The following is a 24,071-nucleotide window of genomic DNA, read 5'->3' as shown; positions in this document are numbered from 1 at the left end:
ATTAAGGCATGACCGCGACCGCAGATCACCCTGTATTCGGTAATATGTCTCACAGTTTACATGATCTTTGGGGTTTTTCCGCATTCTGGATCCGGTCCGCGGGCGCACCCAATGATCATCTCGGTAATGTGTATTTTCCGCAGCTCCCGGTTATGGACCAAGGAGGCTGAAATTCATGGAACAATTCAGGTTATCACCGCAGGAACTTCTCTGGAAATGCGATCCCGCCCAGTTTGAGTTCTCCAGCACCGGCGAAATCAGCTGCCCGGAGGAGACGATCGGCCAGGACAGGGCCTTGACCGCCATTGAGTTCGGATTGGGTATTGATTCCAACGGTTTCAATATTTTTGTTCTCGGCGAGTCGGGAACCGGACGTTCCTCGACCATCAAGCGGGTGCTGGAGCAGCGTTCCAAAGCGGAGCCGGTCCCTGACGACTGGTGCTATGTCCACGATTTCATAGGTGGCGACAAGCCCGGCTGTATCCGGTTGCCTGCTGGGCTTGGCAAGGCTTTCCGGGATGATATGGATACCCTGATCAGCCACCTGGTGGAGGCCATTCCGAAGCTTTTTGAAAGCAAGGAATATGAACAGGCCAAAAATTCCATCACCCAGGAGTCGCAGGAAAGAAACAAGAAACTTGTTCAGGATCTTGAAGCGAAAGTCAATGCCGAAGGTTTTCTGCTGCAGCGTACCGTGGGTGGACTGGTATTGGTCCCGACCCGCGAAGGGGAGCCTCTGTCGCAGCAGGAATACGGTGAACTCGATGAGAGCGAACGGCAGAAGCTCGAGGTAACGGGCAGCAAGTTGCAGGATCTTCTCAACGATACGCTGCGCCAGGTGGTTGAACTGGAGAAACGGCTGAGGCTGACTCTGAGCGAAATGGAAAAGAATTTCCTGAACTCCGCGCTGCAGCACCTGTTTGAAGAGCTGGAAGAAAAGTACCGCGAACATGCCAAGGTTCTGGAGCATTTCGCCAACTGCCGCCAGGATCTTCTCAATCGCGCCGATGAGTTCCGGCCGTCGCAGGGACCTCAGGTGGCTCTTGGCAACATGCGTGTCGGGCGCCAGGAGCCATCCTTTGATCAGTATCGGGTCAATCTGTTCGTCGACAACAGTACCCTGGAGGGGGCACCGGTTGTTTACGAACCCAATCCCACCTATTTCAATCTCTTCGGGCGGATCGAGCATATCATTCAGATGGGCAATGCCACGACCAACTTTACCATGATCAAATCCGGGGCTCTGCACCGGGCCAATGGCGGCTACCTGATTGTCGACTGCCGGGAGGTGCTGATCAACCTGTTTTCCTACGAAGCCCTCAAGCGCTGCCTGCGCAACAGAGAGATCAAGATCGAAGACATGACCGAGCAGTACCGGTTGATCGCCACGGTGACGCTGAAGCCGGAACCGCTTCCGCTGAAGTGCAAAATCATCATGATCGGCCTGCCCATGTTCTATTACCTGCTGTATCAGCTTGATCCGGATTTCCGCAAGTATTTCAAGGTTAAATCCGATTTCAATAGCATGATGAAAAACACCTGGCAAAGTGTGCAGCATTTTGCCCAGTTCATCGCTACCCAGTGCCGCAAGGAAGACCTGCTGCATTTCTCCCCCGGCGGCGTCGCCAGTGTGGTGGAATACGCCGCTCGCCTGGTCGAGGACAAAAACCGGCTGTCCTGCAGTTTCATGGACCTTTCCGATCTGCTCCGGGAAGCGTCCTTTTATGCCCGGCGGCACAGTGCCGATACGGTGCAGCGGCAACACGTCGAACTGGCGGTGGAGTCCAAGGAATACCGTTCCAACAAACTTGAGCAGCTGGTTCAGGAATTCATCGAAGACGGGCGCATCCTGGTCGATACCGATGGTGAGGTGACAGGGCAGCTGAACGGCCTGTCCGTCTACCTGATGGGCGATTATTCCTTCGGCAAGCCCTCGCGGATCACGGTGCGCACCTTTATGGGCAAGGGAGGCCTGGTCAACATCGAGCGCGAAGTCAAGTTGTCCGGGCCGATCTACGACAAGGGGATGCTGATCCTGTCCGGGTTTCTTGGCGACCGCTATGCCCAGGACAAGCCCCTGTCCCTGTCGGCATCCATATGTTTCGAACAATCCTATTCGGGGGTGGAGGGCGACAGCGCTTCGGCCGCCGAATTATACGGCCTGCTTTCATCCCTGGCCAATGTTCCGATCCGTCAGGGGATCGCCGTAACCGGCTCCATCAACCAGCGTGGGCAGATTCAGCCCATCGGCGGGGTCAATGAAAAGATCGAAGGGTTTTATGCCGTCTGTAAAGCCCAGGGTATTACCGGGCAGCAGGGCGTGCTGATCCCGGCGCGCAACATCCAGAATCTGATGCTCAAAAAAGAAGTGGTCGAGGCCGTGGAAGCCGGAAACTTTCATGTGTGGGCCGTTGACCATATCGACGACGGTCTTGAAATCCTGACAGGAATTCCTGCCGGCCAGAGGCAGGAAGACGGCAGCTGGCCCGACGGAACCATGAATTTCATGGTGAACGAACGTCTGCTGCAGATGGTCGAAACGCTGAGGAGTTTTGGGAAAAACGAAGAGAAGAACGATAAAAACTGAAAATTTTGTTCTCTTACCAGAACATTCCGAAAATCAGGGTGGTTTCAAACGGCAGGGGCAAGATTCCCCTGCCGTTTGTTTGTGTGGTGCCCCGTGCCGGGGCATGTGTTTTTGATGGCAAGGCTACTGGATAAAAAATAATCAGCCACTGTTTCCCTCGCCAAGTTTGCTTAAAAAATAAGCCATCTTTGTTTGTTCACATCTGTAACATATCGAAATCACGCAAAAATAGTTTTTGGTACGGCCTGTGCGATACCTATAGGCAAGCGCGCGCGATTTTTCGGGAAAATGCTTTTTGGGAGCACAGGTGTGGCGATGCCGACCTGTTACAGCTGGTGGCGGGTCTTCCGGAAATCCGCCACCCCATACCTCTTCGCCGGAGGCGTCAAAGGAGACATACCCATGAAAAAGATTGAATGCATCATCAAGCCTTTTAAGCTGGAAGACGTCAAAGAGGCCCTGGCCGACATAGGCATCAGCGGCATGACGGTCAGCGAGGTTCGCGGCTTCGGACGGCAGAAGGGACATACCGAACTTTACCGTGGCGCCGAATACCAGATCGACTTTATTCCCAAAATCAAGGTGGAACTGGTGATCCCGGCGGATCGTGTCGGAGAGGTGGTGAACATTGTCAGGGATGCCGCCCAGACCGGAACGATCGGTGACGGCAAGATTTTCGTCTACGATATCGAACAGGTGGTTCGCATCCGTACCGGAGAAACCGGATCGGAAGCCCTTTAAGCCGCATTTGGCGAGACAGCAAGGAGGAAAGTGGTTATGAAGATTCGGGCAAATATACTGGTCGCCGGTCTGCTGCTGGCGTTGCCGGCCCTGGGGTGGGCCGAAGATGCACCCCTTACCGCCGATGCGGTACAGAATAACCTTAATTTCGTCTGGACCATGATTGCCGGTTTCATGGTTTTCATCATGCAGGCCGGTTTTGCCATGGTGGAGGTTGGTTTTACCCGCGCCAAAAACGCCTGTAACATTCTGATGAAAAATCTGATGGATTTTTCTGTGGGCGCTATCGCCTTCTGGACGGTGGGGTTCGGCCTGATGTTTGGCGCCACCAATGGTTTCTTCGGCACCACCGACTTTTTCTTCAGTGGTGCCAGCGGTGATGGCGAAGCCTGGAACTATGCTTTCTGGCTGTTCCAGGTCGTTTTCGCCGCCACCGCCGCTACCATTATCTCCGGTGCCGTTGCCGAGCGTACCAAGTTCAGCGCCTACCTGGCCTACTCCGCCCTGGTGTCGGCGTTTGTCTACCCCGTTTTCGGTTCCTGGGCCTGGGGCAGTCTCTACAACGGCGGCGGCTGGCTGGAAGGTCTTGGTTTTATCGATTTCGCCGGGTCGACGGTGGTTCACTCCATGGGCGGCTGGTTGGCTCTGGCCGGGGCCATTGTTGTCGGACCGCGTCTCGGCAAGTACGACAAATCCGGAAGGGTCAAGCCGATCCCCGGGCACAATATCCCTCTGGCAGCCTTGGGCGTGTTTATTCTGTGGTTCGGCTGGTATGGCTTCAATCCAGGCTCCACCACCACCGGTGACACTTCCATCGCCCTTATCGCCGTAACCACAACTCTCGCCGCCGCTGCCGGTGCCACGATGGCCATGCTGGCCACCTGGCTCAAGTATGGCAAGAGCGATATCGGCATGACCATGAACGGCGCCCTGGCCGGTCTGGTCGGCATCACCGCCGGCTGTGCCAATGTCACGCCGCTGTCGGCTGTCATTATCGGTGCCATTGCCGGGGTGCTGGTACTGTTCTCGGTTCTGTTTTTCGACAGAATCAAGGTCGACGATCCCGTCGGTGCGGTTTCCGTGCATGGCGTGTGCGGCGCCTGGGGCACTCTCGCGGCCGGTTTGTTCGACAGTGCCGGATTTTCTCTGAAGACCGTCGCCGTACAGTTGACCGGCATCGGCGCATGCTTTCTGTGGGCCTTCGGCATCGGCCTGATCATGTTCAAACTTATCGATCTGGTCATCGGCATGCGGGTTTCAAGGGAAGAGGAAATGGCCGGCCTCGATTATACCGAACACGGCGCCTCGGCCTATCCCGACTTCCAGACGGTGCGCCTGGGCACGGTGTTCGCCCCCGGTCAGGAAAACGTGAACGGTTCCAAACAATGAGGATTTTCCTGTGCCCGGGCGGCCGTTGTGGCCACCCGGGGCGGGAACATGTCAAGGAGGAAGCTGTTATGAAAAGATGGAGCGTTTCTTTGCTGGTTGCGGCTGTGGTTTCCGTTGCCCTGGCGGTTTCGGCCGGCGCCGCAGTGATTGAAGTGGAAGGCGATGTTTATGTCGGTGTGTTTGACAAGTACTTGTGGCGTGGGCACAATCTGAGTGGCAGCATGCCTGTGATCCAGGCCGGAGCCGATCTCTCGAGTCATGGCTGGACGCTGGGTTACTGGAGCAACTGGCAGATCAAAAGCGATGCCGGTGAAGGCTATAAATCCGGCGAAGTGACCGAAACCGATATCATCCTGAGTTATGCCCAGGATTTCGGCGAGTTGCTTTCCGTGACGGTCGGAAATATCTGGTACCAGCTCGATGGCATCGAAGACACCAATGAACTGTTCGTCAATGCCACCATCAACACCCTGCTGTCGCCCACCCTCGGCATGTACTGGGATTGGGATGCCTGTGAAGAAGAAGGGTTGTTCTTCACTTTCGATATCAGTCACTCCTTTGAACTGATGAAAGATCTCACCATGAACCTGGGCGCGCTGGTAAGTTACAATCTGCACAGCGACTATGCGGTGAGTTTCGTTCGCGATTACTCCGGTTTTCACAACTATGAACTGAGCGTCGGTCTCGATTACGCGCTGACCGATCAACTGACGCTAAGCCCCTCTTTCTCCTACTCCTCCGGAATCAGCGACGCTGCCAAAAACAACATCGATACGCAAACCCTGGCCGGTATTAACATCACCTATACCTTCTGACGGTTTTTGCAGGCAATGCATCGACGGGCAGGTGGCTTTCATCCGAAATCAGCTCTTTTCCGTCGTGGCGGTGCCAATTTGCGGTTTTTCCGGTCATTCTCTTTCGGGAGTCACTGTGTTTGCGTCCGCCGCGGTCGGTGCCAACATGTTTTGCCGGAGGAACATCCGGATGGATCATCCGTGTGTTATACTCTAAGTATCCTCGAAGTGCCGGTGGGTTTTAAAGCTGTGGCTGTCGCAGGGGCGGCAGCGCGAAATAACCGCAAGCAGGGAGGATTTATGGTGAAGCGGGTGCAAACGGAAGAGTTTTCTCAGAAGCGGGCGAATGCCGAGATTTTGAGGCGCATGATGTGTCTGGATGAAGACCTGGAAATCATGGACCGCCATGCTTCCGACCTGGTCGATGTCGAGGTGGAAGTAAAGGATTCCATGCGTCGCTGGGACCGGGAGCATAAAAACTCCCGACTGCATAGCGTGCCGCGCCATCTCAAGCATGTACGGTGATGGTTGCGGGTTATTTGCCCGGATCTGAAAACAACGGGGAGTTCCGTGGGGAACTCCCCGTTGTTTCGTCTATTCTTCGGTTTTTTCCGCTTCCTCTTCCGGTGCTTCTTCCTCTTTGATGGTCTCGATCTCCCCTTCAAGCGCCGCTGCCCGGTTTTTCAGGTCATCGAGCTTTTCCAGCAGTTGGGTGACAGCGTCATTTTCCATAATGGCGACAATGCCGTTTTCCCGCAGTTCATCGATCTCCTTGCCAAGGTCGCTATGGGCTGCCGCGATTTTGCGGTGAATGGTCGCCAGATCAACCTTTTTCTGCACGATGCGCTTGTATCTGTTGGCCTGAAACGAAGCAATGTGGAGGGTTTTGCGGGTAGAATCCCAGATTTTTTCGGTGGTGGTTTTTTTCTTTTCGCCCGAATCGTTTTGTTCGTTCATGACAACCTCCAAGGTTTGGCAATCATTGATAATATGTTAAAAATATTAACATCCCGGAAAGACACGTCAAGATGTCCGGCCGCCGCGGTAGCCTTATTGGCCACGCCGGACGGCGCCATGCCGCTTATTCCAATTTTCATGGGGGATCATAACATGGAAGCAACTGCAGGGCAGGCAGGAAAAACCAAGTTTCAGATCGATCTGCGCCGTTATCTGCGGGAAGACGGTGAGGATGAGCAGCTCATTCACCTGATTTGCGAAATCGCCGAAGCCTCCAAATATATTATCAATTCGATCCGCACCGGCGACCTGGGGGTGGCAGGTACCTCCAATCTTTATGGCGAGCAGCAACTGGCTCTCGATGTATTGTCCGATCGTATTTTACGCAAACGCCTGGCACAGTCGGGCGTGGTGAGCAATGTGGTGTCCGAGGAGACCGCCGATATCGTATTTATCGCTCCGCACCGTACCGGTAATTTTTCGGTGGCCTACGATCCCCTCGACGGTTCCTCCCTCGTGGATGTCAACCTGGCGGTGGGCACCATTGTCTCCATTTACAGAGGCTGTGATCTGATGCAGCCCGGCACCAAACAGGTGGCCGCTTTGTATATCCTCTACGGCCCGAGAACCACCCTGGTTTATACGACGGGACACGGGGTCCACGAGTTCGGCATGAATCAGCTGATGGAATATACCCTGCTGCGCCGCAACGTCCGCATGGAGCCCAAAGCCTCCATTTACGCACCCGGCGGTCTGCGCAGCCTTTATACGCCCGGAACCGACAAGTTCGTTCGCCAACTGGAGTCCAATGGCGTCAAATTGCGCTACAGCGGTGGTCTGGTGCCGGATTTCAATCAGATTCTGATGAAAGGCAAGGGGGTTTTTTTCTATCCGCATCTGCAGAATGCGCCGCAAGGCAAGCTGCGATTGCTGTTCGAACTCAACCCCATGGCTTTTCTTATGGAACAGGCCGGTGGCGCGGCTTCCAACGGCCGGCAGCGCATCCTCGATCTGGTGCCGCAAAAGTTCGACGAACGCAGCCCGTTTTTTTGCGGTTGCAGGGATGATGTGGCCATGGCGGAGGCCTGCATCCGGGAGGAAGGATAAAAAAACGGGGACCGCAAGGTCCCCGTTCCGGTTCAGTCGTCAAGCAGGGCTTTGACCTTGTCATAACCGGCGTTGTAAGCTCTTTTGTTGAGATCCATAAAAGCTTCGGGAACCCGGCGCAGCACCGCTTCTTCTCCCGACTCGCGCTTGACGATGCCGGTCAGGGCGACCATGGCGCCGAGGGCGACGACATTGGCGACGATAGCGCGGCCAATGTCGGTTTTCGCCGTATTGATGATAGGGAAACGGTAAATCTTGAAATCGCCCGCCGGCGGATTTTTGACGAAGTCGGCATCGAGCAGCAGCAAGCCTCCGGGCTTGATGGTGTCGGCATATCGGTCTGCCGCTTCCTGGGTCAGGGCCAGACAGGCATCCACCATGGTTGCCTTGGGGTAGTCGATAGGGCCGTCGGAAATGATGACTTCGGATTTGGAGGCGCCGCCGCGGGCTTCCGGACCGTAGCTCTGGGATTGCACGGCATGCTGGTCCTCGACGATGGAAGCAGCTTCGGCAAGGATGATCCCCGCGGTGATAAGCCCCTGTCCGCCGGCACCGGAAAAGCGTATTTCATAGCGTGTGGACATGGTTTTTCCTTTCTCGGTACAGGTCAGGATTTTTGCGCGCGCTTTACGACTTCGGCGTACTGTTCGCAGTATTCCGGGCGTTGTTCCTGATGCAGGATGCCGGTGACGATCTTACCCTCCAGTTCCTCTTTGGACATGCTGGCGGCTTTGGCCACGGGCACTGCCAGTTCCTTGAAGCGCTTCATCATGTCAACCACCGAGCGGAATTTGTTGCGGCGCCCGTAAGTGGTCGGACAGTCATCGAGGACCTCGATGACGGCCATCCCCTTGTGACGAATGCCCTCGGCGATCAGCTTGTCGATTTGCGTGGCGTGAAACGACGTGGTGCGGGCCACAAAGGATGCTCCCGCGCCGATCGCCAGTTTGCCGATATCGAATACCGGGTCGGGGTTGCCGTAAGGGGTGGTTGATGCACGGTCGCCGGTAGGTGTGCAGGGCGAGAACTGGCCGCCGGTCATGCCGTAGATGAAGTTGTTGCAGAGGATATAGGTCATGTCGATATTGCGGCGGCAGGCGTGAATGAAATGATTGCCGCCGATAGCGACGCCGTCGCCGTCGCCGCCAACCACCAGTACGTTCATTTCCGGTTTGGCCATTTTGATGCCGGTGGCAAAGGCTGCGGCGCGGCCGTGGGCGGTGTGCAATGTGTTGAAGTCGACATAGCCGGGCAGCCGGCTGGCACAGCCGATGCCGGATACGATGGCCGTATTGTCCTTGTCCAGCCCGCAGGCGTCGATGGCCCGCAGCAACCCTTTGAGTATGATGCCGTGTCCGCAGCCCGGACACCAGATATGTGGCAGTTTGCCGGGGCGCAGATATTTGTCGTAATCGAATGCCATGGCTAGCAGACCTCCTTGATTTTTTCAATGATCTGGGAGGGAGTGATCGGCTCCCCGTCCACCCGGCCTATGCCATACAGGGCGCAGGCGCCCCGGATGACGCGCTCGACCTCCAGGATCATCTGTCCCAGGTTCATTTCCGGGACGATGAGGGTTTTGCAGCGGACGGCGAGTTCGGCAATGCGACGTTCGGGGAAGGGCCACAGGGTGATGGGGCGGAACAGGCCGACTTTCATGCCCTGCTCGCGCAGTTGGTTGACGGCGTTGCGTGCCGAACGGCTGATGGTGCCGATGGCGACGACGATGATATCGGCATCCTCCACCAGATATTCTTCATTCTTTTCGATCTTGTCCCGGTTGGCTTCCACCTTGCGGATCTGGCGGCGTTCCTCGGCATCGACCAGTTTGGCCTTGGTGGTGGGGAAACCGTCAGCCGCCTTGTTCAGGCCGGTGACATGAAAACGGTAACCCGAGCCGAAGGCGGCCAGCGGCGGTACGTCGCCGAAATCCGGGTCGTAGGGCAGATACTGGTCCGGCGGCACCGAGGGCGTCTGACGGTTGATCACTTCCAGGTCGCCGGGCTCCGGCAGTTCGATGCGTTCGCGCATGTGGCCGTTGATTTCGTCCAGCAGCACCTGGACCGGCATGCGGTAGGTTTCGGCAAGGTTGAAGGCGCGTACCGTCTCGGCGAAGATTTCCTGGCAGGAAGCCGGCGCCACGGCAATCGCCGCGTGGTCGCCGTGGGTGCCCCAGCGGGCCTGCATGATATCCGACTGACTGGGCCCGGTCGGCATTCCCGTCGATGGCCCGCCGCGCATGACGTTGACGATCACGCAGGGGATCTCGGCGATGCATCCGTAGCCGATAAGTTCCTGTTTCAGAGAGATGCCGGGACCGGAGCTGGCAGTGAGCGCCTTGGCGCCGGTCAACGCCGCCCCCAGCACGGATGCCATGGCGCCGATTTCATCTTCCATCTGTATGAACTTGCCGCCGTTTCTGGGCAATTCCCTGGACATCACCTCGGCCACTTCCGTTGAAGGGGTGATGGGATAGCCGCCGAAAAAGTTGCAGCCGGCATAGAGGGCACCGTAAGCGCAGGCTTCGTTCCCTTGCAATAAAGCAATTTTTTTAGCCACCTTGACAGACCTCCTCAAGTCAAAAAAGCATCAATCCCTGTGGACTCTGATCGCAAAATCGGGGCAGCGCAATTCGCACTGCATGCACCCGATACAGGCTTCCGGCCTGACGACCTTTACCAGAAAACCGTCCATTTCCAGGACATTGGTGGGGCAAAATTCCACACAGATGCTGCATCCCTTGCAATATGATTCAATAATTTCCAAGCGTGGGGTACTCATTCCCGGATTCTCCTTGTCAATCATTAACCGATGCGGCAGCAGATATTACACCCTGCCGCTCATTATTCATAAAAAACCATCGGCCATCCTATCATGTTTGTCCTGACCGAATGCAAATTTTTTCTTTGGGGTGGGCGGGCAGAAACTGCCGGTGAGTCAGACGGCGGGGTTTATGGGAGCTTTGGGAATCGTGGCCAGATTGACAGCCAACTCGGCCCGGTTCAGCAGCGCCGGGGTGCAAAAAACGTATTGATGGATGCCGAGGCGACACCGGATCAGCTCCAAGCCAGGCCGGCAAGTAAATATCCGGAAAGGGCAGAACAGCTGGCCGGGGACATCGCCGTTTTTTCCGGTTATTTGTCGCGCCGCTGGAGTTTTTGGTCCTTTTCTTCGATCTCGCAGGCCATCCGCTCCCGGAATGCCAGCAATTTTTCTGACAGGGTCGGATCGCTCAAGGCAAGGATCTGTGCTGCAAGCAGGGCGGCATTGCGGGCCCCGGTCCTGCCGATGGCCGTGGTGGCAACGGGGATGCCCGCGGGCATCTGGACAATGGCATATAACGCGTCGACGCCGTTCAGCGGCCCGCCGCCCATGGGGACGCCAATGACCGGCAGGATGGTGCCGGCCGCCACGACTCCGGGCAGGTGGGCGGCCAGGCCGGCGGCCGCGATGATGACCTGGATGCCGCGACCGGCGGCCGCTTCGACAAGATCAGCGGTTTTGCGCGGTGAACGGTGCGCCGAGGCGATGCGCATTTCAAAGGGAATGGCGAATTGTTCGAGGATTTTGGCGGTTTCTTCGAGTACCGGGCAGTCTGAATCGCTGCCCATGACGATCAGTACTTTGGGGCTCATGGATGCTCCTGTATTTTTTGAAGAGTAATGATCGGGGATGCGAGGCCATGCCGCCCCGGAAGGAGCGGCATGGCCGGGCAAAAACGATAATTCTGATTAATTCGCCAGTTTTTCGTACAGGGCAAAACGGCGTCTGGCCCAGGCGTTGGCCCGCTCTATGAGCGCCTCCGCCGCATCCGGATTGACCTTTTTCAGAGCCCTGAAGCGGTTCTGGGTCTCGGCAAATTCCTCGAAGGAGAGGGTCGGCGCCTTACTGTCGAGTTGCAGTGGGTTCAGGCCCTGCGCGGCCCGCTCCGGGTTGTAGCGGTACAGGGGCCAGTGACCGCAGGCGACCGCTTTTTTCTGCGAATCGATCCCCTTGGTCATGTCGATGCCGTGGGCGATGCAGTGGGCGTAGGCAATGATGATGGATGGGCCCTCAAAAGCCTCCGCTTCCATGAACGCCTTGATGGTCTGGGCCGGGTTGGACAAAGAGACGCTGGCCACGTAGGCGGTACCGTAGGACATGGCCATCATCCCGAGGTCCTTTTTGGGCATGTTCTTGCCGCCGGCGGCAAACTGGGCGACAGCGCCGAGGGGGTAGACTTGGAGGCCTGCCCGCCGGTGTTGGAATAGACTTCCGTGTCGAGGACCAGCAGGTTGACGTTTCTGTCGGTGGCGATGACATGATCCAGACCGCCGTAGCCGATGTCGTAGGCCCAACCGTCGCCGCCGACACACCATACCGATTTTTTCACCAGATAATCGGCCAGGGTGGCGAGACGTTTCGAGGCCGGGTCGTCGCAATTGGCAAGCATCTGTTTGAGCTGCGCGACCCGGGCCCGTTGTTCCTCGATACCCGTCTGAGAGGACTGGTCGGCATCCCGGATGGCCAGTAACAGTTCCTTGTCGGCCGGGCAGCCGGCACAGTCGCATGCGATAACTTGGGCCAGCAGTTCGCCGGCGGCTTCGCTGAACTTATCCACCGCCAGACGCATGCCGAAGCCGAATTCTGCGGTGTCCTCGAACAGCGAGTTGGACCAGGCCGGGCCCCGGCCGTCATCGCGGGTGGCCCAGGGGGTGGTCGGCAGGTTGCCGCCGTAAATGGAGGTACAGCCGGTGGCATTGGCTATCAGCGCACGATCGCCGAACAGCTGCGACATGAGTTTGAGGTAAGGGGTCTCGCCGCAGCCCGAGCAGGCACCGGAAAATTCGAACAGCGGCTTCAGCAACTGGCTGCCTTTGAGGGTGTCACGCTTGATCTTGGCCACATCGGTTTCGGGCAGGGCCATGAAGAAATCCCAGTTGGTGGCTTCCTGCTCGCGCAGAGGCACCTTGAATTGCATGCTCAGAGCCTTGCGGGACGGATCCTGGCGGTCTTTGGCGGGGCAGACGTCGACACAGATGCCGCAGCCGACGCAATCCTCGGGAGCTACCTGCAGGGTGAATTTTCCCCCGGCGAATTCCGCGCCGCGGGCATCGATGGCGCGGAAGGTTTGCGGTGCCTGGCTCAGGCAGGAGGCATCGTAGATCTTCATGCGCAGGGTCGCATGGGGGCAGACAAAGGAACACAGACCGCATTGGACGCACAGGTGCGCGTCCCACACCGGGATTTCCAGGGCGATGTTGCGTTTTTCATAGCGGGAGGTGGCGGTGGGGAAGGTGCCGTCCGCCGGCATGCTCGATACCGGCAGGCTGTCGCCCTGGCCGGCGATGATGGTCGCGACCACGTTCTGCACGAAGGCCGGCGCCCCGGGGGTTACCAGCGGCGGTTTGCTCAGGGCGCTGTCGGCCGTGGCCGGGACGGTCACCTCGGCGATATGGTCGAGGGCGGCGTCGGCGGCGCGGCAGTTCATCTCCACCACTTTTTCCCCGGCTTTGCCGTAGGTTTTGCGGATCGCATCCTTGATGGCTTCCAGGGCCGAATCCATGGGCAGGATGTCGGTGATCTTGAAAAACGCGGTCTGCATAATGACGTTGATGCGCCCGCCCAGGCCGATCTTTTCGGCGATGTCCACGGCGTTGATGACGAACAGCCGCAGGTTTTTGTCGATAATCTGCTGCTGAACCTCGCGGGGGAGCTGCCTCCAGACCGTTTCCGTGTCGAACAGGGAGTTCAGCAGGAACATCGCGCCGGGTTTGGCTTTTGCCAGCATGTCGCACTTCTCGAGGAAGGTGAAGTTGTGGCAGGCGACGAAGTCGGCATCGCTGACCAGATACGGCGCGCGCAATGGGGTCCTGCCGAAGCGCAGGTGGGAGGTCGTTATGGTGCCGGCTTTTTTGGAGTCGTAGACGAAGTAGGCCTGCACATGGTTGTCCGTCAGGTCGCCGATAATCTTGATGGAGTTCTTGTTGGCGCCGACGGTGCCGTCGGAGGCGAGCCCGTAGAAGATGGCCGAGTAAATCCCCGAGGCGTCGTTCCGGTAGGATGTATCGACGGGGAGGCTGGTGCCGCAAACATCGTCCTCGATACCGACGACGAAATGATTTTTTGGTTCGGCAACGTCCAGGTTGTCGTAGACGGCCTTGACCATGGCTGGGGTGAATTCCTTGGACCCGAGACCGTAGCGGCCGCCGACAATGGTCGGGATGGTCCGGCTGATGGTGGCTTCCGCGATGCTGGCGCGCACATCGAGGTACAGGGGTTCGCCGAGGGAGCCGGGCTCCTTGGTGCGGTCCAGCACCGCGATTTTGCGCGCGGAAGCGGGCAGCGCTTCGAGAAACGCCTGTGCGGGGAAGGGGCGGTAGAGGCGGATCTTGAGCATGCCGACCTTTTCGCCAGCGGCGTTCATGGCATCGACGGTTTCGTGCACCGTATCGGCGCCGGAGCCCATCAGGACGATGACCTTTTCGGCATCCGCAGCACCGACATAATCAACCAGGCGATATTGACGCCCGGTGAGCCCGGCAAATTTATCCATCTGCTCCTGCACGATGCCGGGAGTGGCCTCGTAGAAGCGGTTGACCGTTTCCCGTCCCTGGAAATAAACATCCGGATTTTGTGAGGTGCCGCGCAGCACCGGATGGTCCGGGGACAGGGCCCGTGCGCGGTGATGGCCGATCAGATCTTCGTCGAGCATGGCATGCATGTCGTCGAAAGTAAGCTCCTCGATCTTCTGGATCTCGTGGGAAGTGCGGAAACCATCGAAAAAGTGCAGGAAGGGTACGCGCGAGCGCAGGGTGGCAGCTTGCGCGATCAGGGCGAAATCCATCACCTCCTGGGGGTTGTTGGAAGCAAGCATGGCAAAGCCGGTGGAGCGGCAGGCCATGACGTCCGAATGATCACCGAAAATGGACAATGCCTGGGCGGCAATCGCCCGTGCCGAAACGTGGAATACCGTCGGGGTCAACTCACCGGCGATCTTGAACATGTTGGGGATCATCAACAGCAAGCCCTGGCTGGCCGTGAAGGTCGTGGTCAGGGCACCGGCCTGCAGGGCGCCATGGACGGCCCCGGCCGCGCCGGCCTCCGATTGCATTTCCGTCACCAGGGGTACCGTGCCCCAGATGTTTTTTTCGCCCTGCGCGCTTTTGATATCCGAAATTTCCCCCATATTGGAAGACGGCGTTATGGGGTAAATGGCAATAACCTCGTTGGTAGCGTGTGCCACGTGCGCCGCGGCGGTGTTGCCGTCGATGGTAACTTTCTGTCGCATCATGCGTTTTGATCTCCTTGATGGATAACTTTGCCGGTCCGCACAAACAGCGTTTTCCGCGCAGCGGCGGCAGCTGTGCTGGCAAAACCCTTTGAAGCCGGTATTTTCCGCAACCCGGATCTGCCCCTTGACAATCCGTTAGACAAGTAGTAATTATTTTTTTACGTAAAAAAATTCGTGTTTCGAAAACTACCTAAACTTAACCGGGTGAGTCAAGAAAATTTTTAAAGTGCTGGTTGCGCGATACGGTGTTTTACGCAGGAGCGCCGCAATCGATGAAGACACACCACGGCTGCTGCTGGCAGATCGGTGGTGAGGGCCGAGTTTGGGTCGACGGAGCATGGTTGTTTGAGGATAACGGTTTTTTAGCGGCGGAAATTTACAGGTGAGTTGTGGTATGATGCGCTCCGGATGGGTACAAGCCGGCCATGAATCGAGCGTTTGGAAATATTGTGAGATCGGGGCCGGGTTTTTGAGGGGAGGCGGCTATTGAAAGAAGCAGATGTTGGATCTTGCGGAGAGGGTTTCGCCGGCGGGCAAAGGCAGTGGACTTTTTTGAATAATCACGCTCACGTGCTTTTGTGTCTGGCGAGGAATCCGGGCATGGTGTTAAGGGAAGTTGCGTTGAAGGTTGGCATTACCGAGCGGGCCACACAGAAAATCATCAAGGACCTGGTTGACAGTCAGGTCCTTGAACGATACCGGGTGGGGCGCTGTAACAGCTATCGCATCAATCTCGATCTGCCTTTGCGTCATCCATTGGAGCAGCAGCACACTGTCGGCCAATTGCTGTCCATGATGCTTTCGGCCGAGGAGATGGGCCGGGCCCGTTCCAGGGGCAAGGCCAAAACCTGAGGCGCCTGCCAACCGTGTGGAGGTGCGGCGAGGATCTGCCCCTGTTGGTTACAGGGGCAGGTTGTCGACCAGTTTGCGAACTTCGCCCACGGAATGATCGAGCAGCCGGCGTTCGTCCGCCGTCAGTTCGAATTCAATGATTCTCTCCACGCCTTCAACCCCCAGAATGCAGGGCACGCCGACATAATAACCGCTGACACCGAACTGACCGTCAAGCATGGCGCATACCGGCAGCAGCCGTTTCTGGTCGTGAATGACGGCTTCGATCATGGCCACGGCGCTGGTCGCGGGCGAAACGAAGGCGCTGCCGGTCTGAAGCAATTCCACTACTTCGCCTCCGGCATCGCGGGTGCGCGCGACCAGGGATGCCATGATCTGGTGGGCTTTTTCCTCGCTGCCAAATTTGTGTTTCAGCAGTTCAAGGGCGGGAATGCCGTTGACATTGGCGAATCGCACGATGGGAACCATGGCATCCCCATGGCCGCCGAGCACCAGTGCGTTGACGTCGCGGACGGAAACGCCAAGTTCCCGGGCGATAAAGAAGGCAAAGCGTGCCGAGTCAAGCACCCCGGCCATTCCCATGACCCGATTGGTCGAAAAGCCCGTGATCTTCTGGCACAGGGTCACCATGGCGTCCAGCGGATTGGACAGCACGATGGCAATCGCATCCGGTGCATGGGTGCGGATCCCCTCGGCAACCGTGGCCATGATGCGGGCGTTGATCTCGATCAGGTCTTCGCGGCTCATGCCCGGCTTGCGCGGCACTCCGGCGGTCACCACCACGATATCGGCGCCGGAAATCACCGCGATGTCATCGGATCCTTTCAGTTGTACGTCAAAGTCCGAAATAGGAGCGGCCTGCGCAATGTCGAGGCATTTGCCGCGCGCCAGGTTTTCCTTGATGTCGAACATGACCACGTCGCCAAGTTCCCGCATGGCGGCAAGGTGTGCAATGGCGTTGCCGATCTGGCCACCTCCGACAAGGGCTATTTTCGGTTTCGTCATGTAGTTCCCTCCAATGAAATCCGGTGCCGGTGCCAAAGCGCCGCACCGCATCATGCATTCAATTCATGTTCTCGATCATGGCTGTGGCAAATTCGGAACATTTCAGCAAAATCGCGCCGTCCATGAGGCGCGCGAAATCGTAAGTCACCCGGTTCTGGCTGATGGTCTTTTCCAGCGCCTGCACAATCATCCCGGCGGCTTCTTTCCAGCCGAGGTGCTCCAGCATTAACGCGCCGGAGAGGATCATGGACCCGGGGTTGACCTTGTCCAGGTTGGCGTATTTTGGGGCGGTGCCGTGGGTTGCCTCGAAAATGGCGTGACCCGTCTGGTAGTTGATGTTGGCTCCGGGCGCGATGCCGATACCGCCGACCTGGGCGGCCAGGGCATCGGAAAGGTAGTCGCCATTGAGATTCAGTGTGGCGATCACGTCGAATTCACTGGCGCGGGTCAGAACCTGTTGCAGGGCGATATCGGCAATGGTGTCCTTGATCATGATCTTGTCGCGCCACCGCCCCCGCCCGTGGGTCTCCATCAGGGTGTCGAGAGTCGCGGCGACTTCGTCGCGGACAGCTTTCTGCTGTTCCGCAGTCATCATATCGTAGCCGGGGTCGATCATGCGGGAGATCCGTGCATGGTCGGAATCCGGAAATTCATCCCCGGCGGCCAAAATCCAGCTTTCCCTGGCTGTCACCACCTGCTCGCGAAACTCCCGGGCGGCCAGTTCGTAGCCCCATTGTTTGAACGCCCCCTCGGTGAATTTCATGATGTTTCCCTTGTGGACCAGGGTCACGGAGCGGCGCTTGTAATCGATGGCGTACTGGATGGCGGCGCGGATCAGGCGTTCGGAGCCTTCGCGGGAAACCGGCTTGATGCCGATGCCGCTGCTGTCGGGCCATGGAATTTTGGTGACATGCATGCGTTGCCGCAGAAAATCGATGACCTGTTTCGCTTCCCTGCTGCCGGCCGCCCATTCGATGCCGGCATAGATGTCTTCCGTATTTTCACGGAACAGGACGATATCCACATCCCGGGGCTTTTTTACCGGGGACGGCACGCCTTCGAAATAACGCACCGGCCGCAGGCAGACGAACAGATCGAGTTCTTGTCGCAAGGCCACGTTGAGCGACCGGATGCCGCCGCCGACAGGGGTGGTCAAAGGGCCTTTGATGCCGACCCGAAAGGCGTCGAAAGCCTGCAGGGTTTCCGCCGGCAGCCAGCCGAGCCCCATATTGAAGGCCTTCTCGCCGGCGTAGACTTCCATCCAGGCGATGCGGCGCCTGCCGGCATAAGCCTTGTTTACGGCGGCGTCCAAAACCCTGACAGCGGCCCGCCAGATGTCCGGCCCAGTACCGTCACCTTCGATGAAGGGGATAACCGGGTTGTGCGGAACCAGCAGTCGCCCATCCCTGAAGCGGATCGTTTCACCTTCCGGTACCGTGACATGTTGGTAGGGCATGTTCGTTCCCTTCGCGCAGTGACGATGTTTCCCGACGGAGGATTCATGAAGTATACGGTCCGGTCAGTCTACAGAAGGCGCGAAACCTGTCAAGGTCTGTTTTTCGGGAGGTCGTGTTCCTGTCTGCTGCCGGGCTCGGCGCAGCTCAGCCTGGAGGCCCGGCCGGCGCCCCCGTTTCGCGGGGCGCCGGTCCGACAGGAAAGATCCTGGATTTGAGAGCTTTTTCCCGAGCCAGTTTTTTTTCATCCTCGGACAGCTTGCGGGGAATCGTCAGGGATTGGCCAGGGTAGACCTGCCGTGGATCGCGAATCTGGTCGCGGTTCGCCTGGTAAATCAAAGGCCACAGCAACGGGTCGCCATAGATGTCCGGCTGTGCGGCAATGGTCCACAGGGTTTCCCCCCCGCCGACGTGGTAGGTTGCCGGGGGGGCAGGGCGGGCTTTGGGCCTGGCCGCTGCCGGTGGAGCCGCAGGCCGGGCGATGATGGCCTTGCGGGTTTGAGGAGTCGGTTCTCGTACCGGTTCGTTGGGTAACTGCGCGGTGCGCATCAGTTCCTGGGCGCGGATTTTCTGCAGCTCCCTGTCGGCCTGTTCCCGTTGGGCCTGCAGAATCGCGCGGCGCGCATGAGCTTCGGCAAAGGGGAGGATTTCCCTGGCCAGTTTGTATTTTTTATCCTGTACCAGAACTTCGCCGTCCCGCAGGGCATCCTGGGCCGCCTGATACGCGTTGGGAGCCAGTACCGGGGCTTCAGCGGCCAGGGCTTCTTCCAGGGCGGAACGCGCGGATTGCAATTCCTGCAGCGGGGGAGCTACGCAGCCCCCCGTCAGGAAAAGCAGAGCCAGCAAAAATATGATCAGCCGTGGCATAGTCCACTTTCGTCGTCTGTGCAATCAAGGCAGGATTGCTTCAGGGCGAGCGATCCCCGATCAATGCAAATCTCCGAGCTGGTTTTCATCCGGGAACGGCCCTTTTCCGCCGTGGCGGCGTCAATCCGCAGGCTTGCTTGTGCGGCGTACCGATGTACGCCTCGGCACAAACCCTTGATTTCCTTGCCACAACGAAAAATTGCTCGTTTCTCATATGAAAACTACGCTGTATCCATCCGGAGATTCCGGATGGATACGAGCTAATTTGTGCGTGCCGCGCGCCGGATGGAAAGCTCCCGCAGCTGCTTGTCATCCACTGCGCCGGGCGCTTCCGACAGCAGGCAGGTGGCTTTCTGGGTTTTGGGAAAAGCGATAACGTCCCGGATGGATTCCGAGCCGGTCAGGATCATCATCAGGCGGTCGAGGCCAAAAGCGATGCCGCCGTGGGGCGGTGCGCCGTAACTCAGGGCATTGAGCAGAAACCCGAATTTTTCCTCGGCTTCCTCGGCGGTAATCCCCATCAGGGAGAACATTTTGTTCTGTATTTCCCGGTTGTGGATACGAATACTTCCGCCACCGATTTCCGATCCGTTCAGGACCAGATCGTAGGCCTTGGCCCGCGCGCTGCCGGGATCGCCGTCGAGCAGCGCGACATCTTCATCCAAAGGAGCGGTGAAGGGATGATGCACCGCCACGTGACGGCGGGTTTCGCCGTCCCATTCGAGCAGCGGAAAGTCGGTGACCCAGACAAAACGGAAGTCATCCTTGCGGGCCAGCCCCAGTTTCTGCCCGAGCAGGCCACGCAGACGCCCCAGGGATTCATTGGCCACTTTGCAGGTGTCGGCGGCAAACAGCAACAGGTCGCCCGGTTTCGCGTCGGCGGCCTCATCGATGAGCGCGATTTCCTTGTCGGTAAAAAATTTGGTGATGGGAGACTGCCAGGAGCCGTCTTCCTGGACCTTGACGTAGGCAAGCCCTTTTGCGCCGTAAATTTTGACAAACTCGGTCAGATCGTCGAGTTCCTTGCGGGAGAAGGATGCACACTCCCTGGCGTTGAGCAGTTTGACAATGCCGCCTTTTTTCACCGCCTCGGCGAAGACCTTGAAACCGCAGTCCTTGACGATGTTGGAGATCTCGACCAGTTCCAGGCCAAAACGCATGTCCGGATTGTCGACCCCGAAACGGGCCATGGCTTCGGTGTAGGTGATGCGGGGCATCGGCAGCGGCAGTTCGATGCCAAGCGTATCGCGGAACACCCTGGCGATCATGCCCTCCATGATGGTCATGATATCCTGCCGGTCGACGAAGCTCAATTCGCAGTCGATCTGGGTGAATTCGGGCTGCCGATCGGCGCGCAGGTCTTCATCGCGAAAGCATTTGACAATCTGGTAGTAGCGGTCGAAACCGGACACCATAAGCAGCTGCTTGAACAACTGGGGCGATTGCGGCAAGGCGTAAAACATACCGGGGTTCACCCGGCTCGGCACCAGATAGTCGCGGGCGCCCTCCGGCGTGCTTTTCGTCAAAACCGGGGTTTCAATCTCGATGAATCCATTATCGTTGAGATAGGTGCGCACGATCTGCGCCACTTTGTGACGCAACATCAGATTGGATTGCAGGCCGGGGCGTCGCAGGTCGATGTATCGATGCTTGAGGCGGATGTTTTCCGCGACGTCGGCATGGTCCTCGATCATGAAAGGCGGCGTTTCGGAACTGTTGAGAACCCGCAGTTCCTTGACCTCCACTTCGACCTCGCCGGTAGCCATCTTGGGGTTCACGGTGCCTTCGGGACGTGCGGACACGATGCCGCGGACCGCGACCACATATTCGCTGCGCACTTTTTCCGCCTTGGCGTGAGCCTCCGGATCGCGGTCGGGATCGAGAGCCAGCTGGGCGATTCCCTGGCGGTCGCGCAGGTCGATAAAGATCAGGCCTCCATGGTCGCGACGACGCTGCACCCAGCCCATGAGGCAGACTTCCTTGCCAATGTCGGCGGCACGGAGATCGCCGCAGAAATGGCTTTTTTTCCAATCACCCAGAATGTCGATCAAGTTCATCTCCTTGGTCATGCAAAAAGTAATACCAGAAAAGCACGGCACATGCGTGTCGCGATCCTGAAGAAAGCGAATTGCAAATTATAAAGGGTGTCGCCAAAAATCGTCAAGCGGTTATCGGCTGCCCGTTGCGGGCCCGGCAAGGCAGCGGGCCGCAAGGGCCTGCCCGATGCCCTCCAGGGCAATGGGCGTCTGGCTGCCGTCGTCCATGTCACGAAGTTGCGCCTGGCCCGAAGCCAGTTCCTCATCGCCCAAAATCAGGACAAAGCGGGCGCCCAGTTTGCCCGCGCGGCGCATCTGCGCCTTGAGACTCTTGCCGGCAAAGGCCATTTCGGCGCGCAGTCCAAGCCGCTGCAGGCGGGTCATGAGAGCGAAGGCCTCGTCGGTTGCGGCATCGCCCAGGGCGGCCAGAAAAACCTGTGGACGGGGTGGCGCGATGCGCTGATCGCCCTTCATCAGGACCAGCCTTTCGACGCCCATGGCAAAACCGATGCCTGGCAGGGCCGGGCCGCCCAGATCCTGGATCAGCCCGTCATAGCGCCCGCCGGCAGCCACGGCATTCTGTGATCCGAGCTGATTGGTGACCATCTCGAAGGTGGTTTTGGTGTAATAGTCGAGGCCGCGGACCATGCGGGCATTGATGGTGAAAACAATGCCGAGCTTGTGCAGATGGGCCTGAAGCTGGCGGAAATGGGTGTCGCAGTCGTCGCACAGAAGATCCAGTACCGACGGCGCATCGACCGTAGCTTCCTGACAGGCTGGAACCTTGCAGTCAAGCACCCGCAGCGGGTTGGTCAGGTAGCGCCGCTGGCAGTCCGCGCACAGGCTCCGCAGGCGGCTTTCCAGGTAGCCGGTGAGGGTTTCCCGGTAGCGGGGACGGCACTGCTTGCAGCCCAGAGAGTTGATATGCAGTTCGACATTGCGGATGTCGACCGCTTCGAAATAGTGGTCGAGCATGGCCAGGATCTGGGCGTCCATCATGGGGTCGTCAACGCCGATAGCCTCCACGCCGATCTGGTGGAACTGGCGGTAGCGTCCCTTCTGGGGGCGTTCGTAACGAAACATGGGCCCCATGTAATAGAGCCTGGATAGGGGATCCAGCGTGTGCAGTTTATGTTCGATGAAGGCGCGCATGACCGGAGCCGTGCCTTCCGGCCGCAGGGTCAGGGAGTTGTCGCTGCGATCGCTGAAGGTGTACATCTCCTTTTCCACGATATCGGTGGTTTCACCGATGGAGCGGCAGAACAGTTCGGTTTTTTCCACCACCGGCACCCGCACCTCGGCAAAGCCGTACAACTGGAAGATGCGGTGGGCTTCGCTTTCAAGAAACTGCCAGGTTTCGACTTCGCCTGGCAGGATATCGTTCATTCCCTTGATTCCCGTAATGCTCACAACGTTATGTCCCTTCGTTCATGGTTTCATGGCCGCGGCGGCTGTATCCGGAACGGCTAACAGCGGGCCGGCGGCAATAGAAGACCCGCCGGCGCCATGGCGAGCGGGTAGATGTACGCATAAAGCGAATGCGCGTGGCGGCCGCGACGGCCGGAGGTTCATTCCGGGTCGACCGGGGGATCCTCCGTTTCCGCCAGTTGCCAGGCTCCCCTCACCGCATTGCGGCACTTTTTACCCTCGTACATGGCTTTATCGGCCAGGTGAATGAGTTCCTTTTTACTGCCGGCGTCACAGGGGTAGGTGGCATAGCCCACGGTCGCGGTAATCTTTGCGGGGGTGTCGCTTTCAGCGAAGAAGGTATGATTCTGGATGCACTGGCGGATACGTTCGGCCACCACCGCTGCCCCTTCGCTGCCCGTTTCGACCAGAAAGCCGGTAAATTCATCGCCACCGTAGCGAAACAGGATGTCCGATTCACGGACACACTGCCGCAAAATCCGGGCGACTTCCTTGAGAGCATGGCTGCCGGCGAGATGTCCGAGGGTATCGTTGATTTCCTTGAAAAAGTCAAGATCGATGAAAACCAGCGAAAATTCCAGCCCGTAGCGCTCCGCTCGCAGGATTTCCTGATCCAGGATCATCTGCAGGTAGCGATAGTTGTGCAGACCGGTCAGGTCATCGATGAAGATAAGATCCCGCGCGGTTTTGAAACGGCAGGCGTTTTCGAATCCAAGCGCCGTCTGTTCCAGCAGAAAGGAGAGGTTTTCCCGGGACATTCCGGGGGCGAAATCCCCTTCTTCGGGATTACAGAAGATCAGGGCTCCGCCGAATCCGTAGGGGGACTGCATGGGGAAGACGGCGACGGATTGCAGCGCCGGTGGCAGTTGCGGCAACGGCGGCAGATCGGCACAGGAGACGATGTGCAGTTTGTTGCCGTTGGCCAGCAATGGCTGCGCGGCCGCCATGAGGGCCATGGCTTCGGTCTCCTGCAATTTCCGGGTACTGATGAGCTGGGGGCTGTCGTCGCTGTCCAGGAGGCAGGCCAGGCCGCGACCGCTGCCGGCTTCCTGAAGGATGGCGGACAGGGCATCCTCGAACAGCCGGTCGAGGTCGAGCTGCGCGGCCAGTTGCTGCCCCCGCTGATAAAGCCGGATCTGTGCCTTGAGGACGCTGTTTTCGTCAAGCAGGTGTCGCTGTTCGAGACAGGCGCGGACCACATGCAGCAGTTCGGCCGGGTCGAAGGGCTTTACCAGATAGTCTCGCGCGCCGCTTTTGATGGCCTGAATGGCCGATTCGACCGAAGCATGGCCGGTAACCAGGATGACATCCGGAGGGTTGTTGAGTTTGCGACAGTGGTCGAGAATCTGCATGCCATCCATTTCGGGCATGACCAGATCGGCGAGCACAATGTCGATATGCCCCTTGCCAAGGCGGGACAGAGCCTCTTTTCCGGACGCGGCGGATTCCACCTGGTAACCATTTTCGCTGAGAAGGCTGGCATAGAGACGGCGGAAAAACAGCTCGTCATCGACAACCAGAATGGTGGAGGATTTCATCCGGACAGTCTCCAGGTCAGATAATGGTCCAAACTAACAAAGC

Annotated in this window: 19 protein-coding genes and 1 pseudogene; 7 read left to right on the top strand and 13 right to left on the bottom strand. The window is 58.2% G+C overall.

Annotation, left to right across the window (positions count from 1 at the left end):
* The first annotated feature begins 175 nt into the window (after positions 1 to 175).
* The 5 genes from A6070_RS10255 (at position 176) to A6070_RS10235 (ending at position 6,036) form a co-directional block, all read left to right on the top strand.
* The gene (locus tag A6070_RS10255; protein ID WP_072285667.1) at positions 176 to 2,587 is read left to right on the top strand and encodes a Lon protease family protein; all 2,412 of its coding nucleotides are present in this window, start codon (positions 176 to 178) and stop codon (positions 2,585 to 2,587) included.
* Between the two features lie 402 nt (positions 2,588 to 2,989).
* Positions 2,990 to 3,328, top strand: a complete 339-nt coding sequence (locus tag A6070_RS10250; protein WP_072285666.1) for a P-II family nitrogen regulator — start codon at positions 2,990 to 2,992, stop codon at positions 3,326 to 3,328.
* A gap of 36 nt (positions 3,329 to 3,364) precedes the next feature.
* On the top strand, positions 3,365 to 4,717 hold the full coding sequence (locus A6070_RS10245; protein WP_072285665.1) for an ammonium transporter: 1,353 nt from the start codon (positions 3,365 to 3,367) through the stop codon (positions 4,715 to 4,717).
* Positions 4,718 to 4,785: 68 nt separating this feature from the next.
* Positions 4,786 to 5,532, top strand: coding sequence for a TorF family putative porin (locus A6070_RS10240; RefSeq protein ID WP_072285664.1), 747 nt, complete (start codon positions 4,786 to 4,788; stop codon positions 5,530 to 5,532).
* A gap of 279 nt (positions 5,533 to 5,811) precedes the next feature.
* Positions 5,812 to 6,036 (top strand): hypothetical protein, encoded by a 225-nt coding sequence (locus A6070_RS10235; protein ID WP_072285663.1) that lies wholly within the window; start codon positions 5,812 to 5,814, stop codon positions 6,034 to 6,036.
* Positions 6,037 to 6,105: 69 nt separating this feature from the next.
* On the opposite strand, the gene A6070_RS10230 is transcribed toward A6070_RS10235, so the two are convergent.
* Positions 6,106 to 6,468 carry a hypothetical protein gene (locus tag A6070_RS10230; RefSeq protein WP_072285662.1) on the bottom strand — a complete coding sequence of 121 codons (363 nt, stop codon included), beginning with the start codon at positions 6,466 to 6,468 and terminating at the stop codon, positions 6,106 to 6,108.
* Between the two features lie 153 nt (positions 6,469 to 6,621).
* Here A6070_RS10230 and A6070_RS10225 point away from each other — a divergent pair, with 153 nt between their 5' ends.
* Entirely contained in the window at positions 6,622 to 7,575 is a 954-nt protein-coding gene (locus tag A6070_RS10225; RefSeq protein WP_072287967.1) for a class 1 fructose-bisphosphatase, read from the top strand.
* Positions 7,576 to 7,607: 32 nt separating this feature from the next.
* On the opposite strand, the gene A6070_RS10220 is transcribed toward A6070_RS10225, so the two are convergent.
* The 6 genes and pseudogenes from A6070_RS10220 to nifJ form a co-directional block, all read right to left on the bottom strand.
* The gene (locus A6070_RS10220) at positions 7,608 to 8,159 is read right to left on the bottom strand and encodes a 2-oxoacid:acceptor oxidoreductase family protein (protein WP_072285661.1); all 552 of its coding nucleotides are present in this window, start codon (positions 8,157 to 8,159) and stop codon (positions 7,608 to 7,610) included.
* Positions 8,160 to 8,182: 23 nt separating this feature from the next.
* Complete coding sequence (locus A6070_RS10215; RefSeq protein WP_072285660.1) at positions 8,183 to 8,998, bottom strand: 2-oxoacid:ferredoxin oxidoreductase subunit beta; 816 nt, start codon at positions 8,996 to 8,998, stop codon at positions 8,183 to 8,185.
* Between the two features lie 2 nt (positions 8,999 to 9,000).
* Positions 9,001 to 10,134, bottom strand: coding sequence for a 2-oxoacid:acceptor oxidoreductase subunit alpha (locus A6070_RS10210; protein ID WP_072285659.1), 1,134 nt, complete (start codon positions 10,132 to 10,134; stop codon positions 9,001 to 9,003).
* Between the two features lie 30 nt (positions 10,135 to 10,164).
* Positions 10,165 to 10,356 (bottom strand): 4Fe-4S binding protein, encoded by a 192-nt coding sequence (locus tag A6070_RS10205; RefSeq protein WP_145926336.1) that lies wholly within the window; start codon positions 10,354 to 10,356, stop codon positions 10,165 to 10,167.
* A gap of 353 nt (positions 10,357 to 10,709) precedes the next feature.
* The gene (purE, locus tag A6070_RS10200; protein ID WP_072285657.1) at positions 10,710 to 11,210 is read right to left on the bottom strand and encodes a 5-(carboxyamino)imidazole ribonucleotide mutase; all 501 of its coding nucleotides are present in this window, start codon (positions 11,208 to 11,210) and stop codon (positions 10,710 to 10,712) included.
* Positions 11,211 to 11,306: 96 nt separating this feature from the next.
* Positions 11,307 to 14,848 (bottom strand): annotated as a pseudogene (gene nifJ, locus A6070_RS10195) (pyruvate:ferredoxin (flavodoxin) oxidoreductase).
* 570 nt (positions 14,849 to 15,418) lie between these two features.
* Between nifJ and A6070_RS10190 the strand changes: the two are divergent.
* Positions 15,419 to 15,700: a winged helix-turn-helix transcriptional regulator gene (locus A6070_RS10190; RefSeq protein WP_268807518.1), complete on the top strand. Its 282-nt coding sequence runs from the start codon at positions 15,419 to 15,421 to the stop codon at positions 15,698 to 15,700.
* A gap of 48 nt (positions 15,701 to 15,748) precedes the next feature.
* On the opposite strand, the gene mdh is transcribed toward A6070_RS10190, so the two are convergent.
* The 6 genes from mdh to A6070_RS10160 all read right to left on the bottom strand — a co-directional run bounded on the left by mdh (position 15,749) and on the right by A6070_RS10160 (position 24,028).
* Positions 15,749 to 16,705 carry a malate dehydrogenase gene (gene mdh / locus A6070_RS10185; protein WP_072285654.1) on the bottom strand — a complete coding sequence of 319 codons (957 nt, stop codon included), beginning with the start codon at positions 16,703 to 16,705 and terminating at the stop codon, positions 15,749 to 15,751.
* Positions 16,706 to 16,763: 58 nt separating this feature from the next.
* A complete protein-coding gene (gene icd, locus A6070_RS10180) occupies positions 16,764 to 18,161 on the bottom strand; it encodes an NADP-dependent isocitrate dehydrogenase (RefSeq protein ID WP_072285653.1) in 1,398 nt (465 codons plus the stop codon).
* Between the two features lie 145 nt (positions 18,162 to 18,306).
* Positions 18,307 to 19,026, bottom strand: coding sequence for a DUF4398 domain-containing protein (locus A6070_RS10175; RefSeq protein WP_072285652.1), 720 nt, complete (start codon positions 19,024 to 19,026; stop codon positions 18,307 to 18,309).
* Positions 19,027 to 19,286: 260 nt separating this feature from the next.
* Positions 19,287 to 21,077, bottom strand: a complete 1,791-nt coding sequence (aspS, locus tag A6070_RS10170; RefSeq protein WP_072285651.1) for an aspartate--tRNA ligase — start codon at positions 21,075 to 21,077, stop codon at positions 19,287 to 19,289.
* Between the two features lie 117 nt (positions 21,078 to 21,194).
* Complete coding sequence (gene hisS, locus A6070_RS10165) at positions 21,195 to 22,448, bottom strand: histidine--tRNA ligase (protein WP_235605449.1); 1,254 nt, start codon at positions 22,446 to 22,448, stop codon at positions 21,195 to 21,197.
* Between the two features lie 182 nt (positions 22,449 to 22,630).
* A complete protein-coding gene (locus tag A6070_RS10160) occupies positions 22,631 to 24,028 on the bottom strand; it encodes a GGDEF domain-containing response regulator (protein WP_072285649.1) in 1,398 nt (465 codons plus the stop codon).
* Positions 24,029 to 24,071 lie beyond the last annotated feature (43 nt).

The sequence above is a fragment of the Syntrophotalea acetylenica genome (assembly GCF_001888165.1).
Classification (GTDB): domain Bacteria; phylum Desulfobacterota; class Desulfuromonadia; order Desulfuromonadales; family Syntrophotaleaceae; genus Syntrophotalea; species Syntrophotalea acetylenica.
Note: the sequence above shows the minus strand (reverse complement) of the source record. Positions and strands in the feature narration are given on the sequence as shown.

What these genes read in the sequence shown, in the direction of transcription:
- A6070_RS10255 (WP_072285667.1), top strand. Translation starts at nt 176, where the DNA reads ATGGAACAATTCAGGTTATCACCGCAGGAACTTCTCTGGAAATGCGAT.
- A6070_RS10250 (WP_072285666.1), top strand. Translation starts at nt 2,990, where the DNA reads ATGAAAAAGATTGAATGCATCATCAAGCCTTTTAAGCTGGAAGACGTC.
- A6070_RS10245 (WP_072285665.1), top strand. Translation starts at nt 3,365, where the DNA reads ATGAAGATTCGGGCAAATATACTGGTCGCCGGTCTGCTGCTGGCGTTG.
- A6070_RS10240 (WP_072285664.1), top strand. Translation starts at nt 4,786, where the DNA reads ATGAAAAGATGGAGCGTTTCTTTGCTGGTTGCGGCTGTGGTTTCCGTT.
- A6070_RS10235 (WP_072285663.1), top strand. Translation starts at nt 5,812, where the DNA reads ATGGTGAAGCGGGTGCAAACGGAAGAGTTTTCTCAGAAGCGGGCGAAT.
- A6070_RS10230 (WP_072285662.1), bottom strand. Translation starts at nt 6,468, where the DNA reads ATGAACGAACAAAACGATTCGGGCGAAAAGAAAAAAACCACCACCGAA.
- A6070_RS10225 (WP_072287967.1), top strand. Translation starts at nt 6,622, where the DNA reads ATGGAAGCAACTGCAGGGCAGGCAGGAAAAACCAAGTTTCAGATCGAT.
- A6070_RS10220 (WP_072285661.1), bottom strand. Translation starts at nt 8,159, where the DNA reads ATGTCCACACGCTATGAAATACGCTTTTCCGGTGCCGGCGGACAGGGG.
- A6070_RS10215 (WP_072285660.1), bottom strand. Translation starts at nt 8,998, where the DNA reads ATGGCATTCGATTACGACAAATATCTGCGCCCCGGCAAACTGCCACAT.
- A6070_RS10205 (WP_145926336.1), bottom strand. Translation starts at nt 10,356, where the DNA reads ATGAGTACCCCACGCTTGGAAATTATTGAATCATATTGCAAGGGATGC.
- purE (WP_072285657.1), bottom strand. Translation starts at nt 11,210, where the DNA reads ATGAGCCCCAAAGTACTGATCGTCATGGGCAGCGATTCAGACTGCCCG.
- mdh (WP_072285654.1), bottom strand. Translation starts at nt 16,705, where the DNA reads ATGACGAAACCGAAAATAGCCCTTGTCGGAGGTGGCCAGATCGGCAAC.
- icd (WP_072285653.1), bottom strand. Translation starts at nt 18,161, where the DNA reads ATGCCCTACCAACATGTCACGGTACCGGAAGGTGAAACGATCCGCTTC.
- A6070_RS10175 (WP_072285652.1), bottom strand. Translation starts at nt 19,026, where the DNA reads ATGCCACGGCTGATCATATTTTTGCTGGCTCTGCTTTTCCTGACGGGG.
- hisS (WP_235605449.1), bottom strand. Translation starts at nt 22,448, where the DNA reads ATGAACGATATCCTGCCAGGCGAAGTCGAAACCTGGCAGTTTCTTGAA.
- A6070_RS10160 (WP_072285649.1), bottom strand. Translation starts at nt 24,028, where the DNA reads ATGAAATCCTCCACCATTCTGGTTGTCGATGACGAGCTGTTTTTCCGC.